This window comes from Nonomuraea glycinis, assembly GCF_035920485.1.
GTDB lineage: Bacteria > Actinomycetota > Actinomycetes > Streptosporangiales > Streptosporangiaceae > Nonomuraea > Nonomuraea glycinis.
The window spans coordinates 5,117,458-5,142,733 of sequence record NZ_CP109166.1 but is presented as its reverse complement, the minus strand read 5'-3'; the positions used below and the strand labels follow the sequence as shown (position 1 = coordinate 5,142,733).

Below are 25,276 nucleotides of genomic sequence, written 5' to 3'. Positions count from 1 at the left end.
GAAGGTCAGGCGGAACCAAAGGTCAGACAGGACCGACGGTCAGACAGGACCGACGGTGGCGGCGCCCTTCGCATGCTGGTCCACGAGAGGCTGGAACCGGGCGAGCAGCGCTGCCTTGTCCGGTTTGCCGGCGGACGTGCGCGGAAGGTCGTCGACCACCCACAGGTGTCCGGGCTCACTGGCCGGGCCGAGCGAGCTGCGGACCAGGTCGCACAGCTCCCGCGCGTCCACGGCGCCCACGCGCGGAGATGGCGTGTCCGGGCCGGACGCGCCAGGGTCGCTGGTGTCCGGACCGTTCACCTGGACGACCGCGGCGGTGACCGCTCGGCCGTCCGGGCCGCGCAGGGCGATGACGGCCGCGTCCGTGACGGACGGGTGGCCGGTCAGGGCGTGTTCGATCGGGTAGGCGTGCACGCCGGGCGGCAACCCGCTCTCCACCCGGTCGACGAGGAACAGGTAGCCGCCGTCGAGACGCCCCAGGTCTCCGGTACGGACCCAGCCGCCCCGCAGGGTCTCCGCGGTGCGCCTGGGGTCGTTCACGTACCCGGTCATGACCTGCGGCGAGCGGACCCACACCTCGCCGACCTCGCCGGCCGGGACGGAGACGGGCACGGAGGCCGAGTCGCGCACCTGGAGCTCCACGCCGGGTACGGCGCGGCCGACGGAGGTGAGCAGGCCGGGGTTCGCGTGGTCGGCGGGCGGCAGCGCGGTGACGAAGCCGGCCTCGCTCAGCCCGTACGTCTGCATGAGCGCGGGGCCGAGCCGCCGGGCCGCCTCCCAGGTGCGCGCCGGGACCGCCGCCGCGCCGCCGTACAGCAGGAGCGGCACGCTGCCCGGCTCGTCCGGGATGCGGCGGGTGAAGGTGTAGAAGGGGAACGGCGGGCCGGCGAGCACGTGCGTCGCCCGCTCGCGGGCGATCACCTCCCACTCACGGCCGATCTCCCCTTCGTCCACCAGCAGCGCGGTGCCGGCGGCGGCGAGCGTCCACTGGGCCATCAGGCCGGGCAGGTGGTGGCCGGGCCACACCAGCAGCCGCCACGGCCAGGCGCCGAACAAGGCGCGGGCCGCGTCGAGGTGGGCGACCTCGGCGCGGTGGCTGTAGGCGACGGCCTTGCGGTCGCCGGTGGTGCCGTTGGTGAAGGTCACCGACGACAGGTCCTCCGGCCGGGTCGCCGGCAGGGTCACCGGCCGGGTGCCCGGGTGGTCGAGCAGGTCGTCGAACGAGCGGTGGACGGGCACCGGACAGGCGGCGAGCAGCCGGTCGGCCTCCTCCTTGCGGTCGGGCTCGTACAGCACCGCCGTGGCGCGCAGCGCCCGCATGGTCTCGGCCGCGACCTCCACGGGAAGTCCGGGCAGCACCTGGATGGCGGGGCAGTCGAGGGCGAAGGCCACGAGCCGGCCGATGACCGACTCGGGGCCTCTGCCGTTCAGGAAGGCGATGGCGTCGCCGGGCCGCACGCCGCCGGCTTCCAGCGAGCGTGCGGCTCCCGACACCATCGCCAGGACGTCCTGCCCGGTCAGCCGCCGCGAGCCGCGCACGAGAACCTCGCGCGGGCCCGCGGCGCGCAGACCGTCGATGATCGCCTGGCCGAAGCTCATACCGACCTCTCACCGAGCAGTACGGGCAGGCTTCTGGTGCTGTTGCCCAGCACCGTGCCGAGCGGGCGGGTGCCGCTGTCCGGTCCGGCGAGCACCGTCCGGGGATAGGCCTCGAACAGCGCGGCCAGTGCCACCTCGCCTTCCAGCCTGGCCAGTGGCGCGCCCAGGCAGAAGTGGGTGCCGTGCCCGAACGACAGGTGCCCCGGCTGCGGGGCGGCCACGTCGAAGCGGTCGGCCCGCTCGCCGTACCGGTCCGGGTCGCGGCCGGCCGAGGCGAAGCAGGCCACGACCGCCTCGCCCTTGCGCAGCCGGATCCCGTCGATCTCCAGGTCCCGCACCGCGTAGCGCATCGGGAAGTGCGCGACGGGCGAGTCCCAGCGGAGCGTCTCCTCGACCACCGCGCTCCACGGCCGCTCGCCGCTCAGGACGAGGGCGAGCTGGTCGGGCCGCGTCAGCATGGCGCGGGCGGCGTTGGTGAGCAGGTTGACGGTGGTCACGTGCCCGGCGATGAACAGCAGCTCGATCGTGTCGAGCAGCTCGGATCTGCTGAGCCGCTCGCCGTCCTGTTCGCGGACCTCGATCAGGTCGGTGATCAGGTCCTGGCCGGGCGTGCCGCGGCGCACCTCGATGACCTCGTCGAGCAGCTCGTACAGGGCGGCCCGGTGGCCGCTCACGTCGTCGGGGCCGTCGCCGACGCGGGCGGCCACGTCGGTGAGCTCGTGCAGCTGCTCCCGCATGCCCTCCGGGATGCCCATGAGCTCGGAGATGACGTCGCGCGGCAGCGGGTAGGCGAAGTGCTGCCGCAGGTCGACCGGCCCCGACGGCAGTTTCGCGAGCGCGTCGACCACGTCGGCGGCCATCTCGGCGACGCGCGGGCGCAGCTCCTGCACCCGGCGCGCGGTGAACGCCCTGATCAGCGGGGTACGCAGCCGCCGGTGCGCCTCGCCTTCGGAGTTCAGCATGGACGTGTCCGAGGTGATCTTGCCGACGGCGGTGGCCATGGAGACGGCGGCCCGTCCCTCCGGGTCCCAGTGGCGTACGTCCCTCGACAGGTCCGGATGAGCGAGCACCGCCGCCAGCGTGGCGTGGCGGGTGGCGGCCCACGCGCGCACCCCGTCGATCTCCACCGGGACCAGCGGCCCGAGCTCGCGCAGCCGTTCGTTGTCGGCGTGCACGTCGGGAGTGGCGGGGTCGAGGGTGAATTCGGCGTGCCGGCAGTCCATGGTCATCCCACCCTTTCCGGCGTCGCGGCCAGCGTGGCGATGTCGAGCCACGGGTCCTGGCCCAGATAGAGGTCGCGGACCAGCTCGCCGGCCGCGGGCGCGTTGCACAGGCCGTGCCCGGAGAAGCCGGCCGCGTACAGGAACGCGGGCGGCCCCGGCCGGTGGCCGATAAAGGCGGTGCGATCGGGGCTGGCGTCGCGCGCCCCGGTGAACGCCGTGTGCAGCCCCGCCCCCGCCAGACTCGGGTACGTGGCCGCGAACTGGATGGCCACCCCGGTACGCCAGGCGTCCCGGTCGGGACCCGGATAGCCCATGCCGATCAGCATCCGGTCACCGCGCAGCCGCGTCAGCAGGCCGCTGGCGGCATGCAGGGTGACCGGGATGTCGGGCATGGGCGGCAACGGGTCGGTGAGCAGCAACTCCTGGATGATCGGCTCGGGGAGCGGCAGCTCCACGCCGGCCGAGCGGGCCAGGGGCGCCGACCAGGCACCGGCGGCGCAGACCACGGCGTCGGCCGTGATCGCGCCGGAGGCGGTCTCCACCCGGCCCCGGTCGGCGTCGATGGCGGTGACCGGGCAGCCGGTGCGCAGCTTCGCCCCGGCCCGCCTGGCCGCCTCCGCGTAGCCGTTGACGATCGCGGCGGTGTCGGAGACGTACGCCTGGGCCGACCAGGCGGCGGCCAGCAGCGGCAGGTCGCCGCCGATGAGCGGGTTGAGCCGCCTGGCCTCCGCCGCGTCGATGAGCTCGACCTCCACCCCGGCGGCGCGCTGCGCGGGCAGGTCGGCCTCGAACGCCGTCACCTGCTCCTGCTCGGTGAACAGCACGAGGTAGCCGACCTGGCGCAGTGGCAGCCCGGGGAAGTCGTGGTAGGCCCGCAGGCTGCGGACGGCCAGCGCCGAGCTCACCGGGTTGCCCGCGAAGTAGGCGCGCACCACGTCGGCCGTGGCCCGCGACGCTCCGGAACCGAGCGTGCCGCGTTCGAGCAGGACGGTGTCGACGCCGGCCGCGGCCAGGTGGAAGGCGATCGACAGGCCGATCACCCCGCCACCGACGACCACGGCCCGCCCCTGACCGTTCACGCGAACGCTCCGACGCGCCGCAGGTGGTCACCCACCTGCCACGGGAACAGGTGCAGGTTCCAGCCGCCGAGGCAGTTGACGTAGAGGCCCATGTGCGCCATGACCGCGACGAAGTCATCCCGGTCGTCGATCCGGTCGAGGCAGTCGAACAGCCTGCCGGTGAAGGCCCACAGGGTCTGCAGGCCGCAGTAGCCGAGGAACTCGGCCGGCGTCTTGGCCAGGATGCGGGCCATCTGCCGCAGGGACTCCATCGGCATGCCCTCGTAGGCCGCTCTGACCAGGCCGCCGTAGCAGGCGTAGCCGAGCGGACGGGTCTCGCCGTTGACGAAGAGCAGGGTCGTGAGGACGGTCTCGTAGCTGCCCGCGCAGGACGGGATGCGGCCTTCGTGCAGGTCGACCAGCTCCTCGGGCGGCGCCAGCCAGATCCGCTCCGTCTCGGCGTGCACGTCGGCGATCAGGGCGTCGACCTCCGGGTCGGCCACCGTGAGCCGGGGCAGGCGGTGGCCGGCGTCCTCGCCCGCGCGCCTGACCTCGGCGATGACGGGCTTCTTGGTCCGGTAGACGGCCTCCCAGACCGCGCGGCCCGCCTCGCCCAGCACGTCGAGGTCCGCCTCGACGATCTGGCCGATCGGGGTGGCGGGCATGGGCTCGGTCAGCTCGCCGTACTTGATGCCGAGGTGTTGCAGGCGCGAGGCGAAGATCGTGCCGTCGGGCACCGTGCGGCGGTCCACCGCGTAGGTGGCCGGCACGTGCAGGAGGTCGTGGATCGGAGCGACGTGGTAGAGGTGGTGGCCCGCCACGAGGGCGTGGCCCTGCAGGCTGCGGTACGGCAGTGCGTCCCACAGGCTCTGCGCGAGAGCGGCATTGCGCTCGTCCAGCTCAGCGGTGACGGCCATGCCCAGGCCGGGCCAGCCGATTTCTACGCGTCTCGAAGTAGTCACAGCATGTGATGCTATCAACGCAAATAGTGACAATCGGCAGGGGGGTCACAGGATGACCAGCGGATTCACCGGACTGCCTGTGCCGCCTTCGATTACGAGCGGCGCGACCATGAACACGAAGTCGGTGCGGCCCGAGGCGCTCAGCTCGTCCAGCCAGAGCATCTCGATCAGGTGGATGCCGTGCCGGTGCAGCAGGATGAGGTGCAGGTCGTCCTCCAGCGCCTCGGTGGCGAGCTGACGCTCGTCGAGGCCGCCGATCGCGGCGTTGTCGGAGGCCACCACGGCCACGTCGCGCGCGGCCAGCCAGCGGCCCGCGTCCGGCGACAGCCCCGGCTGGCCGGACCAGTATTCCTCCGGCGAACGCCGCCAGACGCTCGGCCATCCGGTGCGGACGATCGCCACGTCTCCCGGCTGCGGCTCGGGGCCCATCTCCCGGAGCAGTTCCGCCGGAATGCGGAAGTCGGCCGGCAGGTGTTCCAGCCCCAGGTGGCGGGGCACGTCGAAGAGCACGCCCCGGGCCACCACGCCGCCCACCCGCTCGATGCCGCACCGGCCCGCGCCGTAGGAGCGCACGCGGGCGGCCGGATGGGCGTTGTAGAGCTCGTCGCCCGACCACATGTGGCACAGCGCGTCCATGTGCGTGGTCGTGCCGTGGTGGGTGACGATCAGCGCGTCGTCGGCCACCCGCAGGCCGGCGCCCACCGGCTTGGTCCCGGCCGCGTAGTCGCCACCGTCCACCGACATGAAGTGCTGCGGCAGCGGCCGGCCGCGCAGGTGCGGCACGGTCGCGGGGGCCGGTGACGAGGTCGAGCCCCTGATCGGCATGGCGAGGCTGAGCACCCGCCCCTCGGTCGCGCTCGCCAGCGCCGCCAGCACCACCGGCGGGGTGAGCAGGTTCAGCGTCCCGCGCTGGTCCTCCGGGCCGAAACGGCCCCAGTTGTTCGGCTCGCCGCTGATCATCATCCGACTCTCGCAGCTGATGGACCCGGCGACCAGCCCCGAACATGACAAAGGCCCCTGATCGCCGGTCGCGGCGATCAGGAGCGCGTTGCCGCCTAGTCCTGCACCTGAACCGTTCCGATCCGCGGTGGTTTGGCGGTGAACAGCACGTCATCGCAGTCGCAGTTGCCGCAGCCTGGAGTCATCACACCTCCCTCCCGAGCGAGGCCCACACCCAGCGTAAGCCGCATATCACACCCTGAAGGGCCACACTTCACAGTCCAGAACCTGTGCTGATATGACGGTGATTGTTAGGCTCGGCAGCCGATGAGCTCTCGGAGGTTCCATGCACTGCGATCCCCGTTTCTCCCGCGTGCGCGAGGTCTTCGCCCGGCAGTTCGCCGAAGGGCTGGAGCTGGGGGCCGCGTTCGCGGTCTACCAGAACGGGGAGCTCGTCGTGGACCTGTGGGACGGGGTCGCCGACGGGCGCACCGGGCGCCGCTGGGAGCACGACACGCCGGTGTTCGCGTACTCGTGCACCAAGGCGGTCACCGCGACCGTCCTGCTGCAGCTCGCCGAGCGGGGGCTGGTGGACGTCTCGGCGCCGGTGGCGGACCTCTGGCCGGAGTTCGCCGCCGAGGGCAAGGCGTCGATCACCGTCGAGCACCTGCTCACCCACCAGGCCGGGCTGCCGCTGCTCGAGGAGCCGGTGCCGGTGGCGTTGTTCGAGGACCAGCCGGCCATCGCGGCCAGGCTCGCGGGCCAGGCGCCGATCTGGGAGCCGGGGTCCGCGCACGGGTATCACGCGCTGACGTACGGGTTCCTCGTGGGTGAGGTGGTGCGGCGGGTGACCGGTAAGTCGGTGGGCGACCTGGTGGCCGCGGAGATCGCCGGTCCGCTGGGGCTGGATCTGTGGGTGGGGGCGCCGGACGACGTGATCGAACGCGCCGCCCGCATCAAGGGCCCCGGCCGCCGCTCCGACCCGGTCACAGCCGTACCGGAACAGGCCGCCAGGGACGCCACAGGGGGCGCTGCGGGGGGCGCCGCTGGGAGCACCGCGCCGGACGCCGCAGGAGGCGCCGCTGAGAGCGCTGCAGGGGGCGCTGGCGGGGATGCTGCGGGGGGCGCCGCTGGGGGGACCGTGTTCACTCGGATGGCTGCTGCCGCCCGCGACCCGCAGAGCCTGATGAACCGGGCGCTCGGCAATCCCGACATGCGCCTGCTCGACGGTGGCGCCAACAACCCGGTCATCCTGCGGGCGGGCTGGCCGGCCGCAGGCGTGGTCACCAGCGCCGCCGGACTCGCGGGCTTCTACCGCGCGCTGGTCGCCGGCGAGCTCCTGCGCCCGGAGACGCTGAGCGATGCCATCCGCCCTCGGGTGACCGGCCCCGACAGGATCCTGAGCGTGGACAGCTCGTTCGGGCTGGGCTACATGCGCCCGGCGATGACGTTCCTGGCGCCGTCCCCGAGCGCGTTCGGCCACAGCGGCGCGGGCGGGTTCCTCGGCCTGGGCGACGCCGAGCACGGCCTGGCCGCCGGCTACGTCATGAACCAGATGGCCGACGCCCTCTCCGGCAGCATGCGCGCCTACCACCTGATCCAGGCCGTCTACGAGTCGCTGTAGTAGGCGCCTGCGGTCAGCGCCTGTGGGGTCAGCGCCCGGGGGCAGCGCCTGTGGTCGACGCTCGTGATCCTTGTGGTCGACGCCTGTGGTCGACGCTCGTGGTCGACGCCTGTGGTCAGTGCATGGTCACGCCGCCGCTCACCGACAGGGTCTGGCCGGTGATGTAGGCGGCGCGGTCGGTGCACAGGTAGGCGACGAGTCCGGCCACGTCGGCGGGAGTGCCGAGGCGGCGCAGTGGGACGCCTCGGGTGATCTTCTCGACCAGGCCCGGCCGGTCGGCGCTGATCCGGCGCAGCATGGGGGTGTCGGTGGGGCCGGGGCAGACCACGTTGGAGGTGACGTTCGCCCGCGCGGCCTCCCGGGCGAGCGTCTTGGCCAGGCCGAACAGCCCTGACTTGGTCGCCGCGTAGGCCGCCTCGCCGCCGGAGCCGGCCCTCGCGCCGTCGGAGGAGACGAACACCAGCCGCCCCCAACCCGCCGCCAGCATGCCCGGCAGCAGAAGCTTGGTGAGCAGCATCGGCCCGCGCAGGTTCACCTGCCACATCAGGTCCCAGCCGGCCGGGTCGCTGCTGACGAACGGCTCCACGATGGAGACGCCGGCGTTGTGCACGAGAATGTCCACCCGCTCTGCTGCGGTGGCGAACTCCTCGATCGAGGGAGGCGAGGCCAGGTCCAGCGCCAGCGCCGACGCGCTCGCGAGCCCGGCCGCCACCTTCTCCGCGCCCGTCAGGTCCACGTCAGCGACGATCACCCGCGCGCCGAGCGACGCCAGGTCAGCGGCGATGGCCGACCCGATACCCCCCGCTCCCCCCGTCACCACGGCCACCCGCCCGCCCAGCCCCATCCCACCCATCCCCGTCACACCCGCCTCCATCCGGCCGGTGGCGTCCGGTCCTCCCTTTTCGACCGTCACCGGCCGGCTCCCGCTTTCCACTCCTCGATGAGGGGCGCGGTGGTGGTGCGGGTGGCCAGCAAGCTGATCGTGTGCCTCAGTACGGCCTGCGCGTAGTCCTCCGGGATGCCCGCGACCGCGTCGGTGACCACGGTGACCCGGTAGCCGAGGTTGACCGCCTCCAGGGCCAGGCCGGGGATGCCGAGATTGAGGGAGACGCCCGTGGCCACCACGGCCGAGACGCCGAGGGAGCGCAGGGTGGTGTCGAGCGCGGTGCCGGTGAACGGGGAGAACCCGTGATGGCGCCTGCTCTCCAGATCCCCCTCCTCCCACAGCTCCGGCAGTACGGCCACGGGCGGGGTGCCGTCGAGCATGTGGGCGGGATCCTTGAGCAGGACGACGATGAACGGGCAGTTGCCCGTGTGGGAGCCGGCCCGGTCGGGGCGGAAGGCTGCGGTGCAGTGGATCACCGGCATCCCGGCCGCCCTGGCCGCCTGGAGCAGAGCCGCGGTGTTGGCGATCACGTCGTGGCGGCGGCACGCCTCCACCAGATCCGGAAATTTCGTGAGATCGCCGACGACGCCCCTCTGCATCTCCATCACCAGCACGGCGGTCTTCCCCACCCGAGACCCCTTTCTTAGCCGAGCGCTTGCTTGGCAAAGCGTACGCGCGGGGATCCCGTACGGCTATATCCCGATTACTTCGTACGAAATATCCACAGTCGTGACAACCGGAACCCCGGGTGAGACCGTCGAATGCAAGAGGCGCCATCAACGGGGGGTTGGACTTGGTCCCTGGTTACCGCGACGTACGCCAGCTCGGCGAGGGCCGCACCGGCCGTGTGTTCCTGTCCACCTACCAGGCCACCGGCGCCTATGTGGCCGTCAAGTACCTCAACGCCACCCTGCGCAGGGACGCCGAGTTCATGCGCCGCTACCGCGCGGACGCCGCCGCCCTGGTCGAGCTCGACGAGCCGGACATGGTCAAGGTGCACGAGTACGTCGAGACGTCCGCGCGGGCGGCCGTGGTGATGGAGCTGGTCGACGGGGTGTCGCTGCGCATCCTCCTGGCCGAGCACGGCCAGGTCTCCCCCGAGGCGGCGCTCGCGCTGCTCAAGACCGTCCTGAACGGCCTGGCCGCCGCCCACGAGAGGGGCGTGACGCACCGCGACGTCCGGCCGGAGAACGTGTTCGTCCAGGCGGACGGCGCCGGCAAGCTCGCGGACTTCGGGATCGTGGTGCACGTGGAGGAGCCGGACGTGCCCGCGGGCAGCCCGGCGTACATGTCACCCGAGCTGTGGACGCTCGGCGCCGCCGGACCGCCCGCCGACCTGTACGCGGCCGCCTGCCTGCTGTTCGAGGCCGTCCGGGGGCGGCCGCCCTACCAGGCGGACGACGTGCCCGCCCTGCGGGACCGGCACCTGGTGGAGCCGGCGCCCCTGGAGATCGTCCCGGACCCGCTGCGCGGCCTGCTCAGGCGCGGGCTGGCCAAGGATCCGGCGGCCAGGTACGCCTCGGCCCGGCAGTTCGCCGCCGAGCTGGAGCGGGACGCCGAGACGGGGTACGGGCCCGACTGGGAGAAGCGCGGCCGGCGGAGCCTGGCCGAGCTCGCCACCCTGCTCGCCCTGCGCTTCCCGCTGGCCAGGCCGGACTCCTCGGCCGCCCGGTCCGGCTCGGCGGCGCTCAGGGTGTCCCGCCTGCTGCGGTGGGTGCCGAGTTGGCCGCCGTACCTGTGGGTCGCGTGGGCCACGGTCGCCGCGCTGGCCGCCACGCTGCTGATGTCCGGCGGCCGGCTGCCACCCGGTCCCGCGACGGTGCTGCTGCCGCCGCCGGAGACCTCGAGCCCGATGGAGCCCACCGACGCCGAGCCCGACCCGGCGGCCGACGCCGAGCCCGACACCGAGCCCGACACCCCGCGCGGCACCCCCGCCGACGCCTTACCCGACACCTCCCGTGACACCCCCGCCGACGCCTCACCAAGGCCGCCCGATCCCACGGGAACCCACCGCACCCCCGGCCCTGCCACCCCACCACCGGCGACGACCGCCCCCGCCACCCCACCCACCGCCACGCCCACCGCCACGCCGACCGGTACCCGGAGTGCCGGGGCGGCGCCTCGTCCGGCCGTCCGAGCAGCGGGCATCGTGTCCTGGAGCGGCGCCGAGGGCTCGGTGCGGGTCACCGCCGACGGTCCAGGCCAGGTACGCCTGCGCATCTCGTACATGCGGCGGGACGGCGACGGCCCGGCTCGTGAGGTGGCGAGCGAGACCCGTACGCTCACCGGCCGGACCGACTACACCAGCGAGGTGCGGCGGGACCTGGGCGCGGTGGCGTGCGGCGAGCGGGCGCACCTGGCCATCGTGGCGATGACCGAACCGGCGGCGGCCAACGGTCCCCAGATCAGCGAGGTCACCCTGGACGGCCCGGCCTGCGCCACCCCGACCGCCACCGACCGGCCCACCCCCACCCAGACCCAGACCCCCTACGCGCCCTCCCCCGTCCCGAACCTCGGCCCGGCGACCGCCCGCCCGGACGATTCCCCCGACCCCGAGGAGCTTGTCGGGCTACCAAGCGTGCGCTAGCTTGGCTAGCGATGAGCGGTGACATCTCGGCCTACTGGGCCGCCTGCGCGCGCGGCGAGCTGCTCGTCCAGCGCTGCACCTCCTGCGCCCGCCGGGTGCACCTGCCGGAGCCGCGCTGCCCCTGGTGCGACGGCGACGAGCTGGTCTTCGAGCCGGTGTCCGGCCGGGGCGTGGTGCACACGTTCACCGTCGTGCACCGCTCCTTCGTGCCCGCCTACCGGGGCCGCGAGCCGTACGTGCCCGCGTGGGTGGACCTGCCCGAGGGGGTCCGTGCCTTCGGGCATGTCGTGGGGTGCCCGCCGGAGCAGGTCCGGATCGGGATGCCGGTACGGGTGACGTTCGTGGACGACCTACCGCACTGGAGGCCCCTGTGAGGCTCGGCAACGTGCTCATCCCCGTCACCGACCTGGACGAGGCCATCGCGTTCTACGGGCTGCCGGTGAAGTTCCGTGACGGCGACCGGTTCGCCGCGCTGGACGGGGGCGGGGTGACGGTGGCGCTGGCCGGGCCCGCCGAGCACGTCACCGCCTCGGCCGCGCCCTCGTACAAGGTGGACGACGTGCCGCAGGCCGTACAGGAGCTGGAGGCGCGTGGCGGCGAGGTGGTGCGCGCGCCCGAGAGCGGGCCGCATGAGACGCGCGCCGTGCTGCGTGACCCCTCAGGAAACGTCTTCGTGCTCTATTCGCCCCTCTGACCTGGAGGCCCCCATGGCGCGATCACCGTACGGCAACTACGGGCACGCGATCCTGACCGCCGGCGCGATGCGCGCGCCCGACCAGGTGGCGCTCACCTACTGCGGCGAGCGCGGCTTCACCTACGGCGAGCTCGACCGGGTCGTGAACCGGCGCGCGCACGCGCTGCTCTCCGCGGGCGTCACCCCCGGTCAGCGGGTCGCAGCCCTGCTGAACGAGACCCTGCTGGTGGCCGAGGTCTATCTGGCGCAGGCCAAGATCGGCGCGATCACCGCGGCGCTGAACCCGTACTGGCCGGCGGACACGCTGCGCGCCGTGGTCGAGCACTCCCGGTGCACGGCCTTCGTGTACGACGCCACGGTGGAGCGGCTGGTCGCCGAGATCAGGCCGTCGCTGCCGGGCGTGACCACCTGGATCAAGGTGGGCGGCCCCGACGCGGACACGGTCGATCTGGACGCCCTGACGGCGACGGCCTCGGCGGAGCAGCCGCCCCTGGGCGGCTTCCACGACGACCCGCTCGCCCTGTACTACACCTCCGGCACCACCGGCCTGCCCAAGGCGGTCGTCCACACGCACGCCTCGTGCCTGGCGACGGCCCAGATCTGGCTGGACGTGCCGCGCTCGGCCGAGTCGGTGTTCGGCACCGGCGCCATCATCTGGGGCATCGGCTTCCCCGCCATCGTGGGACCCGCCCTGTACGCCGGGATGCGGCTGGTGCTGGAGCAGGACTGGGGTCCGGCCAACTTCCTCAAGGTGGTGCCGAGGGAACGGGTCACGCACGTCTCGCAGATCCCCTCGTTCTACGCGGCCCTGCTCGGCTCGCCCGACCACGAGAACGTGGACCTGTCGTCCGTCCGGGTCATCATGCTGGGCGGCGAACCGCTCACGCCGACCATGCTGGAGCGGATCAAGCGGCGCCTGCCCGACGCGGCCGTCTACGCCTACTACGGCCAGACCGAGGCCCCGTACACCTGCATGGGGCGGGTGGACGACGGCTCCACCCCGCTCGGCTCGTCCGGGCGGGCCCGCACCGGCAACGCGGTCCGGGTGACGGACCCGGCGGGCGAGCGGGTCGTCGGCGAGGCCGGTGAGATCAACCTCGCCGGCCCGCACCGGATGACCGGCTACGACGGACTGCCGGACAAGACCGCGGAGGTGCTGCGCGACGACTGGTACGTCGGCGGCGACCTCGGCACCCTATCCGCGGACGGGGTGCTACGGGTGCTCGGGCGGCGCGAGGACGCCATCCTCAAGGGCGGCGCCTGGACGCAGCCGGCGCAGATCGAGGACGCCGTCAGCGCCCTGGACGGCGTCGCCGAGGCCGGCGCGGTCGGCGTGCCCGCGCACGCCGACGGGCAGGAGGCGGCGGACCAGCGGATCCTGCTGGCGGTCGTGACGCGCGCCGGGCACACCCTGGACGCCGCCAAGGTGGCCCTGTCCCTGGCCGACACCCTCCCGCCGCACCAGCAGCCCGACCACATCGTGATCGCCGACGCCCTCCCCCACTTCGAGGACGCCTCCGGCGGCCCCGGCAAGCTGCTCCGCCGGGAGATCCGCGACCAGTACGGCCACCTGCTCGGCTCGCCCTGAGGTTCGCGGCCTTCGAAGGAGGTTCGATGAGGGAGCTCACGCGGCCCCTGCCCGCCGTGGCCCCGGCGGCGGTGGCCGAGCACGAGGTCAAGGCACTGCTCCGGGAGTCAGGGGTACGGGTGCCCCGCGGGATCGTGGTGACCGGGGCCCGGCTGAGGGCCGCGTCCGGTGCTGACTTCGACGCTGCTTTCAGGTTCGAGGATGTGGCGGACCTGGTGGAGCCGCTGGTGCTCAAGGCGTTCGGGCCCGGGCTGACGCACAAGTCGGACGCGGGCGCGGTGGTGCTCGGGCTCGGGCGGGAGCAGGTGGCCGGGGCCGCCGCCGCGATGGCCGCGCGGCTGGACGAGCAGGGCCTCACCGCCGACGGGTTCCTGGTGGAGGAGCAGGCGGAGGCGGGGGTGGAGCTGATCGTGGGGCTGGTGCGCGATCCCGGGTTCGGTCCGGTGCTGCTCGCAGGGCTGGGCGGGGTGCTGGCGGAGGTGCTGCGCGACACCGCGCTGCGGCTGTGCCCGGTGTCGGAGAAGGACGCGCGGCAGATGCTGGCGTCCCTGCGCGGCGCGGCGCTGCTGTCCGGCCACCGGGGCGAGCCGCCGGTGGATCTGGAGGCGGTCGTCGCGCTCCTCATGACGGTCGGCGGGCCCGGCGGGCTGTGGGAGCGCCTGGACCTCGGCGAGTTCGAGCTGAACCCGGTCATCGCCACCCCGTCCGGCGCCACAGCGGTGGACGCCCGCTACCTCCCGGCCCACCCCACCGGCTCCACACCCCCCGCGACCCCGCCCACATCCCCTGGCACGTCTTCCAACCCGCCCCCATCCCCGTTGGACACGGATGGCTCACCTGGCCGGCTGTGGGCCACGAAAGCGACACGGAGCCTTCCGGCCGACGGCGGGTTCGAGAGGCTCTTCGAGCCGGCGGCGGTGGCCGTGGTCGGCGCCTCCACTACCAGGCCGAACTTCGGCAACATGTTCCTGGAGTTCTACAAGGCGACCGGTGTCCCCCTGGTGGCGGTGCACCCGCGGGCGCGTGAGGTCGCCGGGGTGCCCGCCGTGCGGTCGCTGACCGAGGCCGGCGTGGACTACGCGCTCGTGGCCGTACCGGCGGAGAAGTGTGCCGAGGTGGTGCGGCAGGCCGGCGGGGTGGCGTACGTGCAGGTGATGAGCGGCGGGTTCGGCGAGGAGGGGCGGCCGGAGCTGGAGCGGGAATTGCTCGCCGCCGCGCGGGCGGCGGGGACGCGGCTGCTCGGGCCGAACTGCATGGGCGTCTACTGCCCGCGCGGCCGGCAGACGTTCGTCGGCGGCGGGCCGGGGACGGCGGGGACGGTCGCGCTGATCTCGCAGAGCGGCGGGCTGGCCGGAGAGGTGATCAAGGTCGGGGAGCGGCGCGGGCTCGCCTTCAGCCGGGTGGCGACCGTGGGGAACGCTATCGACGTCACCCCGGCCGAGCTGCTGCGGTGGCTGTCCCAGGATCGGGAGACACGGGCCGTGGGACTGTACGTGGAGGATCCCCGTGACGGCCGGGCCCTGTACGAGGCGCTCGCGGGAGCCGGGATGCCGGTGGCGCTGCTGGTCGGCGGCCGGACCGAGCAGGGGCAGCGGGCCGCGGCCTCGCACACGGGCGGCCTGGTGAGCCGGTCGCGGATCTGGGAGGCGGTCGCCGAGCAGGCCGGAGTCGCGCTGGTGAGCAGCCAGGACGAGCTGATCGGCGTCCTGGCGTACTTCCAGGCGCACGGCTCGCGGACGGCGGCGGGGGACGGGACGCTGGTGATCGGGCCGAGCGGCGGGGCGGGGGTGCTGGCCGCCGACGCGTTCGCGCGGGCCGGGGTGCGGCTGGACCCGCTGCCGGACGCGGTGCTCGGCGAGCTGCCGCGCCTCGGGATCCAGGCCTCGGGCAATCCGCTGGAGATCCCGGTGGGGCCGCGGGGGCGGGCCGAGCTGGTACGGGAGACGATCGGCGCCGCCGTGCGCGGGCGGCCGTACCGCGACGTGGTGGCGCATGTGAACGTGCAGAGCTTCTTCACCTACGGGACGGCGGCGGGGCCGCTGCTGGACTACGCGCGGGCGCTCGCCGAGGCGCAGCGCGAGCTCACCACCAGGATCACGCTGGTGACCAGGAACGGCGAGTGCGCCCCTGCCGGAGTCGAGGACGAAATCGGGGCGATCATGACGGCCGCGGGGATCCCCGTGTACCGATCGATGGAGGCGGCGGCGGTCGCCGTGGCGGCGGGAGGGCGTTGTGGGACTGCTTGACGGGAAGGTGGCGCTGGTCACCGGCGGGGCGCGCGGCATGGGCGAGGCGCACGTGCGGCTGTTCCTGCGGGAGGGGGCGCGGGTGGTCTTCGGGGACGTGCTCGACGAGGAGGGCAAGGCGCTGGCGCAGGAGACCGGGGCGACGTACGTGCGTCATGACGTCACCAGCCCGCAGGAGTGGGAGCACGCGGTGGCGACGACCGTCGGTCTGCACGGCACGCTCGACATCCTGGTCAACAACGCCGGGATCCTGAAATTTCGGCGTATCAGCGATATGTCGCTGGAGGACTTCGACCGGGTCATCGGCGTCAACCTCAAGGGCACTTGGCTGGGGATCAAGTCGGTGATCGAGCCCATGAAGGCGGCCGGCCAGGGCTCGATCGTGAACATCTCCTCCATCGAGGGCTTCATCGGCGCCGAGGGCCTGTCCGCCTACTCGGCCTCCAAGTTCGGCGTGCGCGGCGTGACCAAGTCGGCGGCCAGGGAGCTGGCCAAGTTCAAGATCCGCGTCAACTCGGTGCATCCTGGGGCGATCAACACGCCCATGGTGCTGGACCCGGACCTGGCGGCCGAGGTGGACGCGGAGACCTTCGTGAAGTCGATGGTCATCAAACGGTTCGCCAAGCCGGTCGAGGTCTCGCACGTAGTGGCGTTCCTGGCCTCGGACCGGTCGAGTTACTGCACGGGCAGCGAGTTCACGGTGGACGGCGGACTCCTCACCGGCGCGGGCTACTGACCTGTGCTGAGGCCTGGGCGGGCACCGCCGCCGGGACGGCCGTGGGGTCCTTCCCGGAGCCAGGCGGCCGGTGTGACGAACAGGCCGGTCGCCTCCACCAGCACGGTTCCGTCGGGCAGCGAGATGCGCCCGTCCGACCAGCTCTTACGGCCCTCGGCCCGGGTGTGCTCGGCCGTCGCCACCACCGGCGTGCCATAGGGCACCGGCGCTCGGTAGGACATGGTCAGCGTGGCCGTCACGCCCGCGAACCCGGCCACGGCCGCCGCCTGGCCCAGCATGTGGTCGAGCACCATGGCGCTGATCCCCCCGTGCACGCCGCCGGGCGGGCCCTCGTGCAACGGCCGGAACGCCACCTCCGCCCGTACGCTCCCCGCCCCGACCTGCTCGATCACCAGCGGGAACGCGAACGGGTTGCCCGCGCCGATGACCGCGTTGCCCAGGGTCCGGACGGTGCCGTCGGGGCGGATCTCGAAAGGATGCGCGGACGTACGGCCGGCCGCGTCGAGCCGCTCGGTCAGCGCCCGCAGCTCGGCGGTGACGGCGGCCAACTCCTGCTCGCCGACGCCGGTCATGGCCACGGCGTCCATGAGCTCCCTGGTCTGCTCGGCCAGGGCGCACAGCGCCTCGACCCGGGATTCACTGATGGTGGCCTCGATCGTCATGCCCAGCATCTTAGAACAAGGTTCTACATACGGCCCCGTCCGTTACGTACGGCGAAGAGCCGACAGCGGAGCGAGGTAGTTCACCAAATTTGGTAGATCTTTTTTGCGTTGAATCACCTTTGTCGTGATATTTCCGTAATACTTCTGACCTGCGGCTTCCGACATGGGACGGGCATGGGCTTCCCTTGGCGCATGCTTGACCTGCCTTTACGGGCCGGTAGCCTCTCGCATCACGGATGACAACAGGTCTCCGGTTTTGTCACAAGTGTCCCGGGTCACCCCGGTACCCCAGGCTGCTTGGACGAAACCGGACTCGTGCGAAGGGTTGCCCTCACACTTTGACCCCTGAGATGAAGAAGTTCATCGACCTGCTGGAGAGCGAACTCGGTTACGCGGAGAAGGCCAGCGCGTACACCAAGTTCGGCAGCTGGTACGGCAAGAACGTGGAGTTCGACGCCGACTACACGCACGCTCCTTGGTGCGACATGTTCCTCTCCTGGGCCGCGCACAAGCTCGGCTACGAGGAGTGGATGGGCCAGTTCGCCTGGACCGTCGCGCACGCCAAGTGGTTCAAGAAGCAGGACGCCTGGGGCACCAAGCCCGTGCCCGGCGCCTTCGTCTTCTACGACTGGAGCGGCTCCGACAGCATCAGCCGGATCGACCACGTGGGCATCGTGACCCGGGTCGAAGGCGGCCGGATCTTCACCATCGAGGGAAACATCGACGGGGGAGTCGCCAAGCGCAAGGAACGCGACACCAGCAAGGTCGTCGGCTACGGCTATCCGTGGAAGATCAAGGAACGGCTGGACGCCAAGGAGTCGATGCGCGACGGCTATTACTCGGCCGACCACCCCGGCAGCACCAAGCCTGGCACGCTCCAGCTGCCCGACGAGCTCCGCCCGGAGATCCCGTTCCTGGAGACGGAGCAGGACGCGAAGGTGCTGCTCTCGGCGCCGAAGGACACCGCCAAGAAGAAGAGCGAGCAGGCCCAGGCCGAAGCGCCCGCGCCCGAACCCTCGCCCAAGATCGAGATCTCCACCCCGGCATCCGGCACGATCTCCGCCCCGGCGGTGCCCAAGAGCGGCAAGCACGCCAAGCACTCCGCGGCCGACACCAGCGCGGTGACCACCGGCCCCATCCCCGTGATCACGGACGTCGCCGCCCCCACACCGCCCTCCGCCGCGCTCGGATCTCCCGCGATCCTCACCTCCGCCCTGGTCGCCACCTTGGCGATGCTGGCGATCACCAAGACCAGGCGCCTGCGGCTGCGCCCGGCCCTCGCGGCCCCCGCGCCCGCTCCCGCCCATCGCCGCCGCCGCAAGGGGGCCACGCCCAGGCGCGCCGCCACCGAGCGTCCGCCGCGCCGGAACGCCGTCGAGCTCACCGGCCCGCACCGGCCCCTCCTGGACGCCGCCGAACCCGTCGGCGCACTCAGGTCGCTCAAGGACACCGTCGTCCCCGCGTTCGAGACGATCGTCATTCCCGAGGCGACGAGCGCGTTCAACGCGTTCACCCGCGCACAGCCGATGGCGGGATCCCTCGCCACGTCGGAGGGCATGGACCTCGCGTCGTTCCCCCGCAGGCTGGAATCCACCGGCCCCATCGGTCGCTTCACCCACCTCCCCCAGGCGTCCACCGGAGCCGCCCCCCGCACCCGCCACTTCGAGCCCTTCCCCCTCGCCCCCCGGACACCCGCCCGCCCCGAGTCCCACACCGGCCACACCACCAGCGGATTCGAGCCGTTCCCCCACACCGGGCACAGCGCCGGCGACTTCGAGCCGTTCCCCCGCGCCGGACGCGGCACCGGGAACCCCGAGCCGTTCCCCCACACCGGGCACAGCATCGGCGGTTTTGAGCCGTTCTCCCGCACCGGACGCGGCACCGGCGACTTCGAGCCGTTCTCCCGCCCCCGGCACACGACGCACGGCGGCGAGTCGGTCCCTCACAACCGGCACGCCACGAACGGCGGCGAGTCGTCGCCGCGCACCCGGCACGCGTCGAGCGGGTTCGAGGCGTTCTCCCGTACGCCGGGAGCGGCGAGCGAGTTCGACGCGTTCACCCCCTTCGCGGCGTCCGCACGCGGCGGCGCGACCGGATCCACCCCCCGCCGCGAGCATCCCTCCGGCGCCTACTGCGGCCGGCGGCGCGGTCGCGAGCACCCGGCGGAGGAGTTGACCGGCTTCGCCGTGATCGCCTCCCCGCGCGGCCGCCGCCACCGCTCAACCTCCCCCACCGCCGCCAGGCCCACCCACTCCCCCGACCCGAGCATGGCCATGGCAGGCGCATCGCTGTCGGAGAACTGGTCCCCGCCGTTCGACGACGCGACCCCCAACCACGCCTCCTCCCAACCCTCGCACCCCCAGGCCCCGCACCCCCAGACCTCCACCCACGGCACCCGCCGCCCAGGCTCCCGCCAAGGCCGCCACCGCGCCTGACCGCCCCTAGCGGCCAGACCGTGGCCGGCACAGCCGCGTCGGCACCCATTCAGGACCTTCGCCGGATGGCCCCCGTACCCCGATGGCTTCCGTACCCCGATGGCGCGTGCCGAGTAGGCCGCCCGTGGTGGTCAGGCTGAGGGGTCGGGCGAGAGGTTGTGGTCGGCGGCGAAGGTGGTCAGGGCGGTCACCGCGTCTCGGGTGCGGGTCCAGGGGCGGACGATCAGCCGGTCCACCCCCAGGGCCGCCCACGACGCCACCTCGTCCGGTGCGGACAGCTCGTAGGCGTGGGCCGTGATGGACGCGGCCCCGCCGAGGGCTTCCAGCCGCCGCAACTGGGGGATGATCGTCTCCAGCGTGTGCGGCATGCTGATCCACCCGTCACACAACCGCGCCGCCCTGCGCAGCGCGGCGCCCGACTCGCCACCGGCCAGGATGGGCAGCCGGGACTGCACGGGCTTGGGCTCGAACGCCACCTCAGGAAAAGCGTAGAAGGCCCCCGAATGCGCGACCAGCGGCTCGCTCCACAGCCGCCTGACCACCTCGATGGCCTCGTCGAGCCGTGCCCCCCGCGATGCGAAGGGCACCCCTGCCGCGTCCCATTCGCCGCGATACCACCCGGCCCCCACGCCGCAGATCGCCCGCCCGGAGGAGACCGCGTCGAGAGTGGCGAAGGCGCGGGCCGACACGAACGGGTGCCGCAGCGCCAGCAACTGCACCGCCGTGCCCAGCCGGACGCGACTGGTGACCCCGGCCAGGAAGCACAGGTACGCGGGCGCGTCGTACAGCGGCGTGGACGGCCTGATGGCGGGTCGCGAGGAGCTGGGATAGGCGGCCAGCGAGAGGTCGGCGGCGAAGACGAGATGCTCTGGCAGCCAGACGGACTCATACCCGAGCTCGTCGGCGGCCACCGCGACGTCCTTCCACGCGGCCGGATGGACGAGCCCCAGGGGCACCCCGAATCTCACCCTGCCAACCTAACAAACGCTTGGTCAAAACACCATCCGGACAGCCGAGCACGGCACCGGGCACCGGGCACCGGGCACCGGGCACCGGGCACCGGGCACCGGGCACCGGGCACCGGGCACCGGGCACCGGGCACCGGGCACCGGGCACCGGCGGGATTCTGGCCGATTGCCGCAGGGGACCTCACCCCAGATACGCGGCCCGTACGGCGGGGTCGTCGCGGACCCGTTCCGGTGGCCCCGACGCGATCACCCTGCCCAGGTCGAGCACCACGAGCCGGTCGCAGGCGCCCATGACGAAACCCATGTCGTGCTCGACCAGTAGCACGGTCGTGTCCAGGGCGGCCACCACCTCGGCCAGCCGGGCGGTCTGGTCGGCGTCCAGCCCGGAGGTGGGCTCGTCAAGCAGCAGCAGGCGCGGCCGGTCGGCGAGGGCACGGGCCAGCTCGACGAGCCTGCGCCGGCCCACCGGCAGCGCGGCCGCGTAGGCGTCACGCACCTCGGTCAGCCCGCACAGCTCCAGCACCTGCGCCACCCGTGTCCTGCGCTCACGTTCGAGCCGCCGCCGGGCGGGCCATCCCGCCAGGTCGGCGAGCAGCCCGCCGCCGCCACCGCGCCAGTCCAGCGCCGCCAGCACGTTGTCGGCCACGGTCAGCCGCCCGAACACCTGCGGCCGCTGGAACGTCCGCCGCACCCCTCCGCGAGCCCTGCGCACCGCCGAGAGCCCGGTCATGTCCTCACCCCCGACCCGCACCCGCCCCGCATCCGCCCGGCGCAACCCCGTCACCACGTCGAACAGCGTCGTCTTCCCCGCCCCGTTGGGCCCGATCACCCCGCACACCTGCCCGTCGGGCACCTCGAAGGTCACCTCCGACAACGCCCTGACCCCACCGAAGGCCACCGACACCCCTTGTACGGCCAGCATCACGTCGCCCCCAGATAAGCGGCTGTCAGGCGGTCGCCGTCGACCTCGGCGCGCGGGCCCGTCCAGGTGACGCGGCCGAGACGCATGAACGCCACCCGGTCGGCGATCCGCAGCGCCTCCGTGGCCTTCTCCTCCACCAGAAGCAGCGCCACCCCGCGCTCGCGCAGCTCGGCGAAGAGCTCGAAGACCTGCTGAACGACCAGCGGCGCGAGCCCGAGCGACGGCTCGTCGGCGATCAGCACCCGTGGCGGCCGGACCAGCGCCGGGGCGAGGGTGAGCAGTTGCTGCTCGCCACCCGACAACGCCCCCGCCGGTACGGCCCGGCGCTCGGCGAGCCGTGGCAGCCGCTCGTACACCTGAGCCGGGTCGGGCAGCCAGGTGCGCAGGTTCTCCTCCACGGTGAGACCGGGGAACACGCCACGGCCCTCGGGAGCCAGCAGGACGCCCGCCCGCGCTCGGCGGTACGCGGGCCAGGCGGTGATGTCGGCGCCGTCGAGCAGCACCCGCCCGGCGGTCGCGGGCAGGTCCCCGGCCGCGACGGCACAGGCGGTGGACTTGCCCGCGCCGTTGGCGCCGAGCAACGCGACCGCCTCCCCCGGCCGGACGACCAGGTCCACACCGCGCAGTACGGTGCAGTCGGCGTACCCGGCCACGACGTTCTCCAGCCGGAACAGTTCCCGAGACCCGTCACCGAACGCCTCCGGACCGAGCCGATCGGCGGCCCCGCCCCCGGACCGACCCACAGCCACCCGAAGATCGCGCCTTACCGGATGCTCCGCATCCGCCGAGTCCCCCATGCCCGCAGATGGGCCACGATGTTCCGGACCCACCGGGCCCACGAGAGGTTCCCGATGATCCGGACTGACCGGACCCACAGGAGGCTCCCGATGATCCGGACCCACCGGGCGCTCCTGGGCCGGCGGCTCCGCGCGGCGGGTGCGGCGGGTGCGGCGGTGGTGGCGGGATTCGGCGAGTTGGGACAGGACGCCGTCCGGGTGCTTGGCGAGGATCATGCCGCCCGCCCCGAACAGGATGGCCCCCACGTGCGCCGACACGTCCCAGGTGGCCAGCAGCTCGGGAAAGACGACGGCGATCAGCCCGCCGAGCACGGCGCCGCCGATCCGCCGCACGCCCTGCAGCACGACCACGGCCAGCCAGACGAACCCGGCGGAGGCCGGCAGGTCGGTGGCCGTGATCGAGCCCTTGGAGATCGCGTACAGCACCCCGCCGAGCCCGGCGATCGCGGAGGCGAGCACGAAGAGGAGGATCTTGGTGCGCGGGGCGGACAGCCCGGAGGTGACGGCGGCCGCCGGCGCCGACCGAACCGCCAGAATCGCCCTCCCAGACGCCGATTTTTCGAGATTTTTCACGAGAAGTCCGACAACGCCGATCAGCACGAGCAGCAACACCACCCGCACCCGCGCATCGGACGTGTCCGCGAACCCGAACCCCAGCGCCGGCAGCGACCACCCGATCGTGCCGTTGCTGAACGCGTCCACCTGGAACAGCACCTGGTCCGCGAGGAGCGCCAGCGCGAGCGTGGCCAGGGTGAGCACCCGCCCGCCGAGCCGGAGCGCGGGCAGCGCCACCAGCAGCCCGACCGCGCCCGCCGCCAGCACCCCCAGCAGGATCGCCACCAGGAACGGCAGCCCGGAGGCGAACGCCCACCCGCAGGTCAGCGCCGCCATCGCGGCGAAGGACGCCTGGGCCAGGTTCACCATGCCGCCGATCCCGGTCACCACCACGAACGAGCAGAAGATCAGCGCCAGCACCAGCCCTTGGGCGGCGATGCCCACGTAGTAATCAGGCCCGGTGAAGGTGAACCCCACCAGCGCGGCCAGCGCCACCACCCACGGCAGCCTGCGCCGCCACAGCGGCACCCCGGCCAGGTGGTCGGGCGGCGGCGCGTCCTCGGCGGCGCTGCCCGCGACCCGCTCCCGTGACCGGTTGAGCAGCACCAGCCCGGCGAACAGCAGGATGACCGGCACCGCCGTCCGCAGCCCGGTGACCTCTTCGAGGAAGTCGGTGTATCCGGCGACCAGGTTCTGCACCACGCCCAGCGCGAGCCCGGCGGCGAACGTCCACGGGATCGACCGCAGCCGCCCGAACACCGCCGCCGTCGCCGAGGCGAACAACAGCACGGTGTACGCGGTGGCGTCGAGTCCGACCACCGAGACGGCCAGCACCCCGGCGAGCCCGGCCAGGCCAGAGCCGAGCGTCCAGGCCAGGGCCGAGGTGGCGGCCACATCGATGCCGCGCAGCGTGGCCAGCCGCCGCCGGTCGACCGAGGCCCGCATGCGCAGGCCGTACGGAGTGTGCCGCATGAACGCCCACAGCCCGGCGGCGGTGACCACCGAGAAGGCGAAGGTGATGAGCTGGTCGGTGTCCAGGCGCACGCCGAGCGGTTCGAGACCCACCGCCGGGTGCGGGCCGATGCCGCGCGGCAGCGCGGTGGCGTCCGCGCTGGGCAGCCCGAGCAGGTCCACCACGAGCAGGCCGAGCGCGGGCAGCGCGATCGTGAGCCCGATGGTGCCGACGATCTGCGCGGTCTCCCCCGCCTGGGCGAGCCCGGCGAACATGGCCCGGTGCAGCAGGTAGCCGAGCGAAGGGGCGAACAGGGCGACGGCGATCAGCGCGGACAGCCAGGCGGGCAGCCCCAGCGCCACGTTCAGCTGGTAGAACACCAGGGCCGTCAGGAAGCCGATGGCCCCGTGGGCGAAGTTGAACACGCCGGTGGCCGCGTACGACAGGGTCAGGCCGGAGCCCATGATCGCGAAGATCGCGCCGGTGACCAGCCCGCTGAGGACGTAATCGACGATCATTTAAGTGGCACGTTGTCGAAGCACTTCATGCCCCTGGCCACCTGGAAGGCGCCGCCCTCCAGCTTGACCAAAGCGCCACAGCCGTTCGGCTCGCTGTGGTCCTTCGGGTAGCGGATCCGGCCGAAGCCCGGATTGTCGTAGGCGTAGGAGCCGTTCGCGGTGGCCAGGAACTTCTCCCTGGTCAGCTCCTTGCCGGTCTTGGCCAGCAGGTCGAGGAAGATGTCGGCGGCCCAGTAGCCGATGGCCAGGTGCTGGGTCAGGGTGGTGCCCGGCGCGACCTTCTCGACGTCGGCCCTGAGCCGGGCGATCTCCGGGGCGTCGGACTCGAACGGCTCGAACATGGGCGCGGCGATCACGCCCTCCAGCGCCTGCGCGCTCGCCGGGTCCTTCAGGACGGCGGCGTCGTAGCTGGTGGCGTCGGTGAGCACCCCCTTGTAGCCGGCCCGCTTCAGCGCCGAGTAGAGCCCGACGTTGAACTTGGTGCCGGCGATCACCGACACCACGACGTCGGGCGGGCCGCCGTCGTCCGAGGTCATGATCTTGTTCACGTACGGGAGCCAGTCGGGCGGGGGCGCGGCGCCGGGGAGTGCGGAGTTCACCCCGGCGAGCTCGAACCCGGCCGCGGTGAACGACTGCGAGATCGTGGTCCCGCCGTACTTGCTGCCGCTGGAGTCGGAGGTCTGTACGTACACGCTCTTGCCTTCGGAGCCGCCGAGCAGGTCGGCCAGCTGCCTGCCCCACCACGTCTGGGAGCCCGCGCCCGGCTTGGGGGCCAGGCAGCCGTTGTAGCCGAAGCCGGTCTTCGTGCCGCACCACTGCGGCCCGGTCGCCCAGCCGAACCACGGCACGCCCTCCCGCTCCAGGAAGGCGGCCCCGCCGAAGTTCGGCGCGTGCACCGGCACCAGGGCGAACACCTGGTCCTTCTGCACGAGTTTCTTGGCGGCGGCGTCGCCCTTGGCCGCGTCCTGGCCGTCGTCCTCCGCGCCGAGGAAGTCGATCGTGCGCCCGTGCACGCCGCCTTCGGCGTTGGCCCGCTCGAACCTGGCCTTCGCGCCGAGTTCGGCGTCCTTGGTGGAGTAGCCGCTGGCGCTGGTCTTGGTGAGCACGCCGCCGATCTTGACCGTGGTGGCCGTCACCCCCGGCGCGGTCCCGGTGCCGCCGGTCCCGCCGCCGCCGCTCTGCTCGGCCGCGCAGCCCGCCAGCATTCCGGCCGCCGCCAGCGCCGCCACGCCTCGCCGTACCGTATGCCGCACGTGAGCCTCCGGGTTTTGGCCTAGCGCTCGCTTGGTTTTGCGGTCAGCGTAAGTTCGCCCCGCAGGGGTGTC

Annotated in this window: 20 protein-coding genes; 8 read left to right on the top strand and 12 right to left on the bottom strand. The window is 72.9% G+C overall.

The window, feature by feature from the left end:
* Window positions 1–39 precede the first annotated feature (39 nt).
* The 5 genes from OHA68_RS24260 to OHA68_RS24240 are packed head-to-tail and all read right to left on the bottom strand — an operon-like array spanning window position 40 to window position 5,799.
* Window positions 40–1,599, bottom strand: a complete 1,560-nt coding sequence (locus OHA68_RS24260) for a class I adenylate-forming enzyme family protein (RefSeq protein ID WP_327102295.1) — start codon at window positions 1,597–1,599, stop codon at window positions 40–42.
* On the bottom strand, window positions 1,596–2,828 hold the full coding sequence (locus OHA68_RS24255) for a cytochrome P450 family protein (RefSeq protein WP_327102294.1): 1,233 nt from the start codon (window positions 2,826–2,828) through the stop codon (window positions 1,596–1,598). The genes OHA68_RS24260 and OHA68_RS24255 overlap by 4 nt, the downstream gene beginning before the upstream one ends.
* Window positions 2,825–3,901 (bottom strand): NAD(P)/FAD-dependent oxidoreductase, encoded by a 1,077-nt coding sequence (locus OHA68_RS24250; protein WP_327102293.1) that lies wholly within the window; start codon window positions 3,899–3,901, stop codon window positions 2,825–2,827. Before OHA68_RS24250 ends, OHA68_RS24255 begins: the two co-directional genes overlap by 4 nt.
* Entirely contained in the window at window positions 3,898–4,842 is a 945-nt protein-coding gene (locus tag OHA68_RS24245; protein ID WP_327102292.1) for a cucumopine synthase-related protein, read from the bottom strand. The genes OHA68_RS24250 and OHA68_RS24245 overlap by 4 nt, the downstream gene beginning before the upstream one ends.
* Window positions 4,843–4,887: 45 nt before the next feature.
* A complete protein-coding gene (locus OHA68_RS24240) occupies window positions 4,888–5,799 on the bottom strand; it encodes a cyclase family protein (protein ID WP_407674507.1) in 912 nt (303 codons plus the stop codon).
* Between the two features lie 328 nt (window positions 5,800–6,127).
* Between OHA68_RS24240 and OHA68_RS24235 the strand changes: the two genes are divergently transcribed.
* Window positions 6,128–7,405: a serine hydrolase domain-containing protein gene (locus OHA68_RS24235; protein ID WP_327102291.1), complete on the top strand. Its 1,278-nt coding sequence runs from the start codon at window positions 6,128–6,130 to the stop codon at window positions 7,403–7,405.
* 115 nt (window positions 7,406–7,520) lie between these two features.
* Here OHA68_RS24235 and OHA68_RS24230 read toward each other — a convergent pair whose 3' ends face one another.
* Together OHA68_RS24230 and OHA68_RS24225 are read right to left on the bottom strand one after the other, a co-directional pair.
* On the bottom strand, window positions 7,521–8,258 hold the full coding sequence (locus OHA68_RS24230) for an SDR family NAD(P)-dependent oxidoreductase (RefSeq protein WP_327109549.1): 738 nt from the start codon (window positions 8,256–8,258) through the stop codon (window positions 7,521–7,523).
* Window positions 8,259–8,314: 56 nt separating this feature from the next.
* Window positions 8,315–8,920, bottom strand: coding sequence for a cysteine hydrolase (locus OHA68_RS24225; protein ID WP_327102290.1), 606 nt, complete (start codon window positions 8,918–8,920; stop codon window positions 8,315–8,317).
* Between the two features lie 158 nt (window positions 8,921–9,078).
* Between OHA68_RS24225 and OHA68_RS24220 the strand changes: the two genes are divergently transcribed.
* Genes OHA68_RS24220 through OHA68_RS24195 form a run of 6 tightly spaced genes read left to right on the top strand, consistent with a single transcriptional unit; the run spans window position 9,079 to window position 16,142 of the window.
* Complete coding sequence (locus tag OHA68_RS24220; protein WP_327102289.1) at window positions 9,079–10,878, top strand: protein kinase domain-containing protein; 1,800 nt, start codon at window positions 9,079–9,081, stop codon at window positions 10,876–10,878.
* An 11-nt stretch (window positions 10,879–10,889) separates the two neighbouring features.
* On the top strand, window positions 10,890–11,252 hold the full coding sequence (locus tag OHA68_RS24215) for a Zn-ribbon domain-containing OB-fold protein (protein ID WP_189141515.1): 363 nt from the start codon (window positions 10,890–10,892) through the stop codon (window positions 11,250–11,252).
* Window positions 11,249–11,572, top strand: coding sequence for a VOC family protein (locus OHA68_RS24210; RefSeq protein ID WP_327102288.1), 324 nt, complete (start codon window positions 11,249–11,251; stop codon window positions 11,570–11,572). Before OHA68_RS24215 ends, OHA68_RS24210 begins: the two co-directional genes overlap by 4 nt.
* Window positions 11,573–11,585: 13 nt before the next feature.
* The gene (locus OHA68_RS24205; protein ID WP_327102287.1) at window positions 11,586–13,160 is read left to right on the top strand and encodes a class I adenylate-forming enzyme family protein; all 1,575 of its coding nucleotides are present in this window, start codon (window positions 11,586–11,588) and stop codon (window positions 13,158–13,160) included.
* 26 nt (window positions 13,161–13,186) lie between these two features.
* Window positions 13,187–15,406 (top strand): acetate--CoA ligase family protein, encoded by a 2,220-nt coding sequence (locus OHA68_RS24200; RefSeq protein WP_327102286.1) that lies wholly within the window; start codon window positions 13,187–13,189, stop codon window positions 15,404–15,406.
* Complete coding sequence (locus tag OHA68_RS24195) at window positions 15,393–16,142, top strand: glucose 1-dehydrogenase (RefSeq protein WP_327102285.1); 750 nt, start codon at window positions 15,393–15,395, stop codon at window positions 16,140–16,142. The genes OHA68_RS24200 and OHA68_RS24195 overlap by 14 nt, the downstream gene beginning before the upstream one ends.
* Here OHA68_RS24195 and OHA68_RS24190 read toward each other — a convergent pair.
* Window positions 16,136–16,804 carry a PaaI family thioesterase gene (locus OHA68_RS24190; protein WP_327102284.1) on the bottom strand — a complete coding sequence of 223 codons (669 nt, stop codon included), beginning with the start codon at window positions 16,802–16,804 and terminating at the stop codon, window positions 16,136–16,138. The two genes, OHA68_RS24195 and OHA68_RS24190, sit on opposite strands and share 7 nt — an antisense overlap.
* Before the next feature lie 350 nt (window positions 16,805–17,154).
* On the opposite strand from OHA68_RS24190, the gene OHA68_RS24185 reads away from it, so the two are divergent.
* Window positions 17,155–19,239 (top strand): CHAP domain-containing protein, encoded by a 2,085-nt coding sequence (locus OHA68_RS24185; RefSeq protein ID WP_327102283.1) that lies wholly within the window; start codon window positions 17,155–17,157, stop codon window positions 19,237–19,239.
* A gap of 131 nt (window positions 19,240–19,370) precedes the next feature.
* Here OHA68_RS24185 and OHA68_RS24180 read toward each other — a convergent pair whose 3' ends face one another.
* From OHA68_RS24180 to OHA68_RS24165, 4 genes are all read right to left on the bottom strand, one after another.
* Window positions 19,371–20,207, bottom strand: coding sequence for a TIGR03619 family F420-dependent LLM class oxidoreductase (locus OHA68_RS24180; RefSeq protein WP_327102282.1), 837 nt, complete (start codon window positions 20,205–20,207; stop codon window positions 19,371–19,373).
* 181 nt (window positions 20,208–20,388) lie between these two features.
* Window positions 20,389–21,129 (bottom strand): ABC transporter ATP-binding protein, encoded by a 741-nt coding sequence (locus OHA68_RS24175; protein WP_327102281.1) that lies wholly within the window; start codon window positions 21,127–21,129, stop codon window positions 20,389–20,391.
* Window positions 21,129–23,951, bottom strand: coding sequence for an ABC transporter permease subunit (locus tag OHA68_RS24170; RefSeq protein WP_327102280.1), 2,823 nt, complete (start codon window positions 23,949–23,951; stop codon window positions 21,129–21,131). The genes OHA68_RS24175 and OHA68_RS24170 overlap by 1 nt, the downstream gene beginning before the upstream one ends.
* Window positions 23,948–25,204, bottom strand: coding sequence for an ABC transporter substrate-binding protein (locus OHA68_RS24165; RefSeq protein ID WP_327102279.1), 1,257 nt, complete (start codon window positions 25,202–25,204; stop codon window positions 23,948–23,950). Before OHA68_RS24165 ends, OHA68_RS24170 begins: the two co-directional genes overlap by 4 nt.
* Window positions 25,205–25,276: the final 72 nt, after the last annotated feature.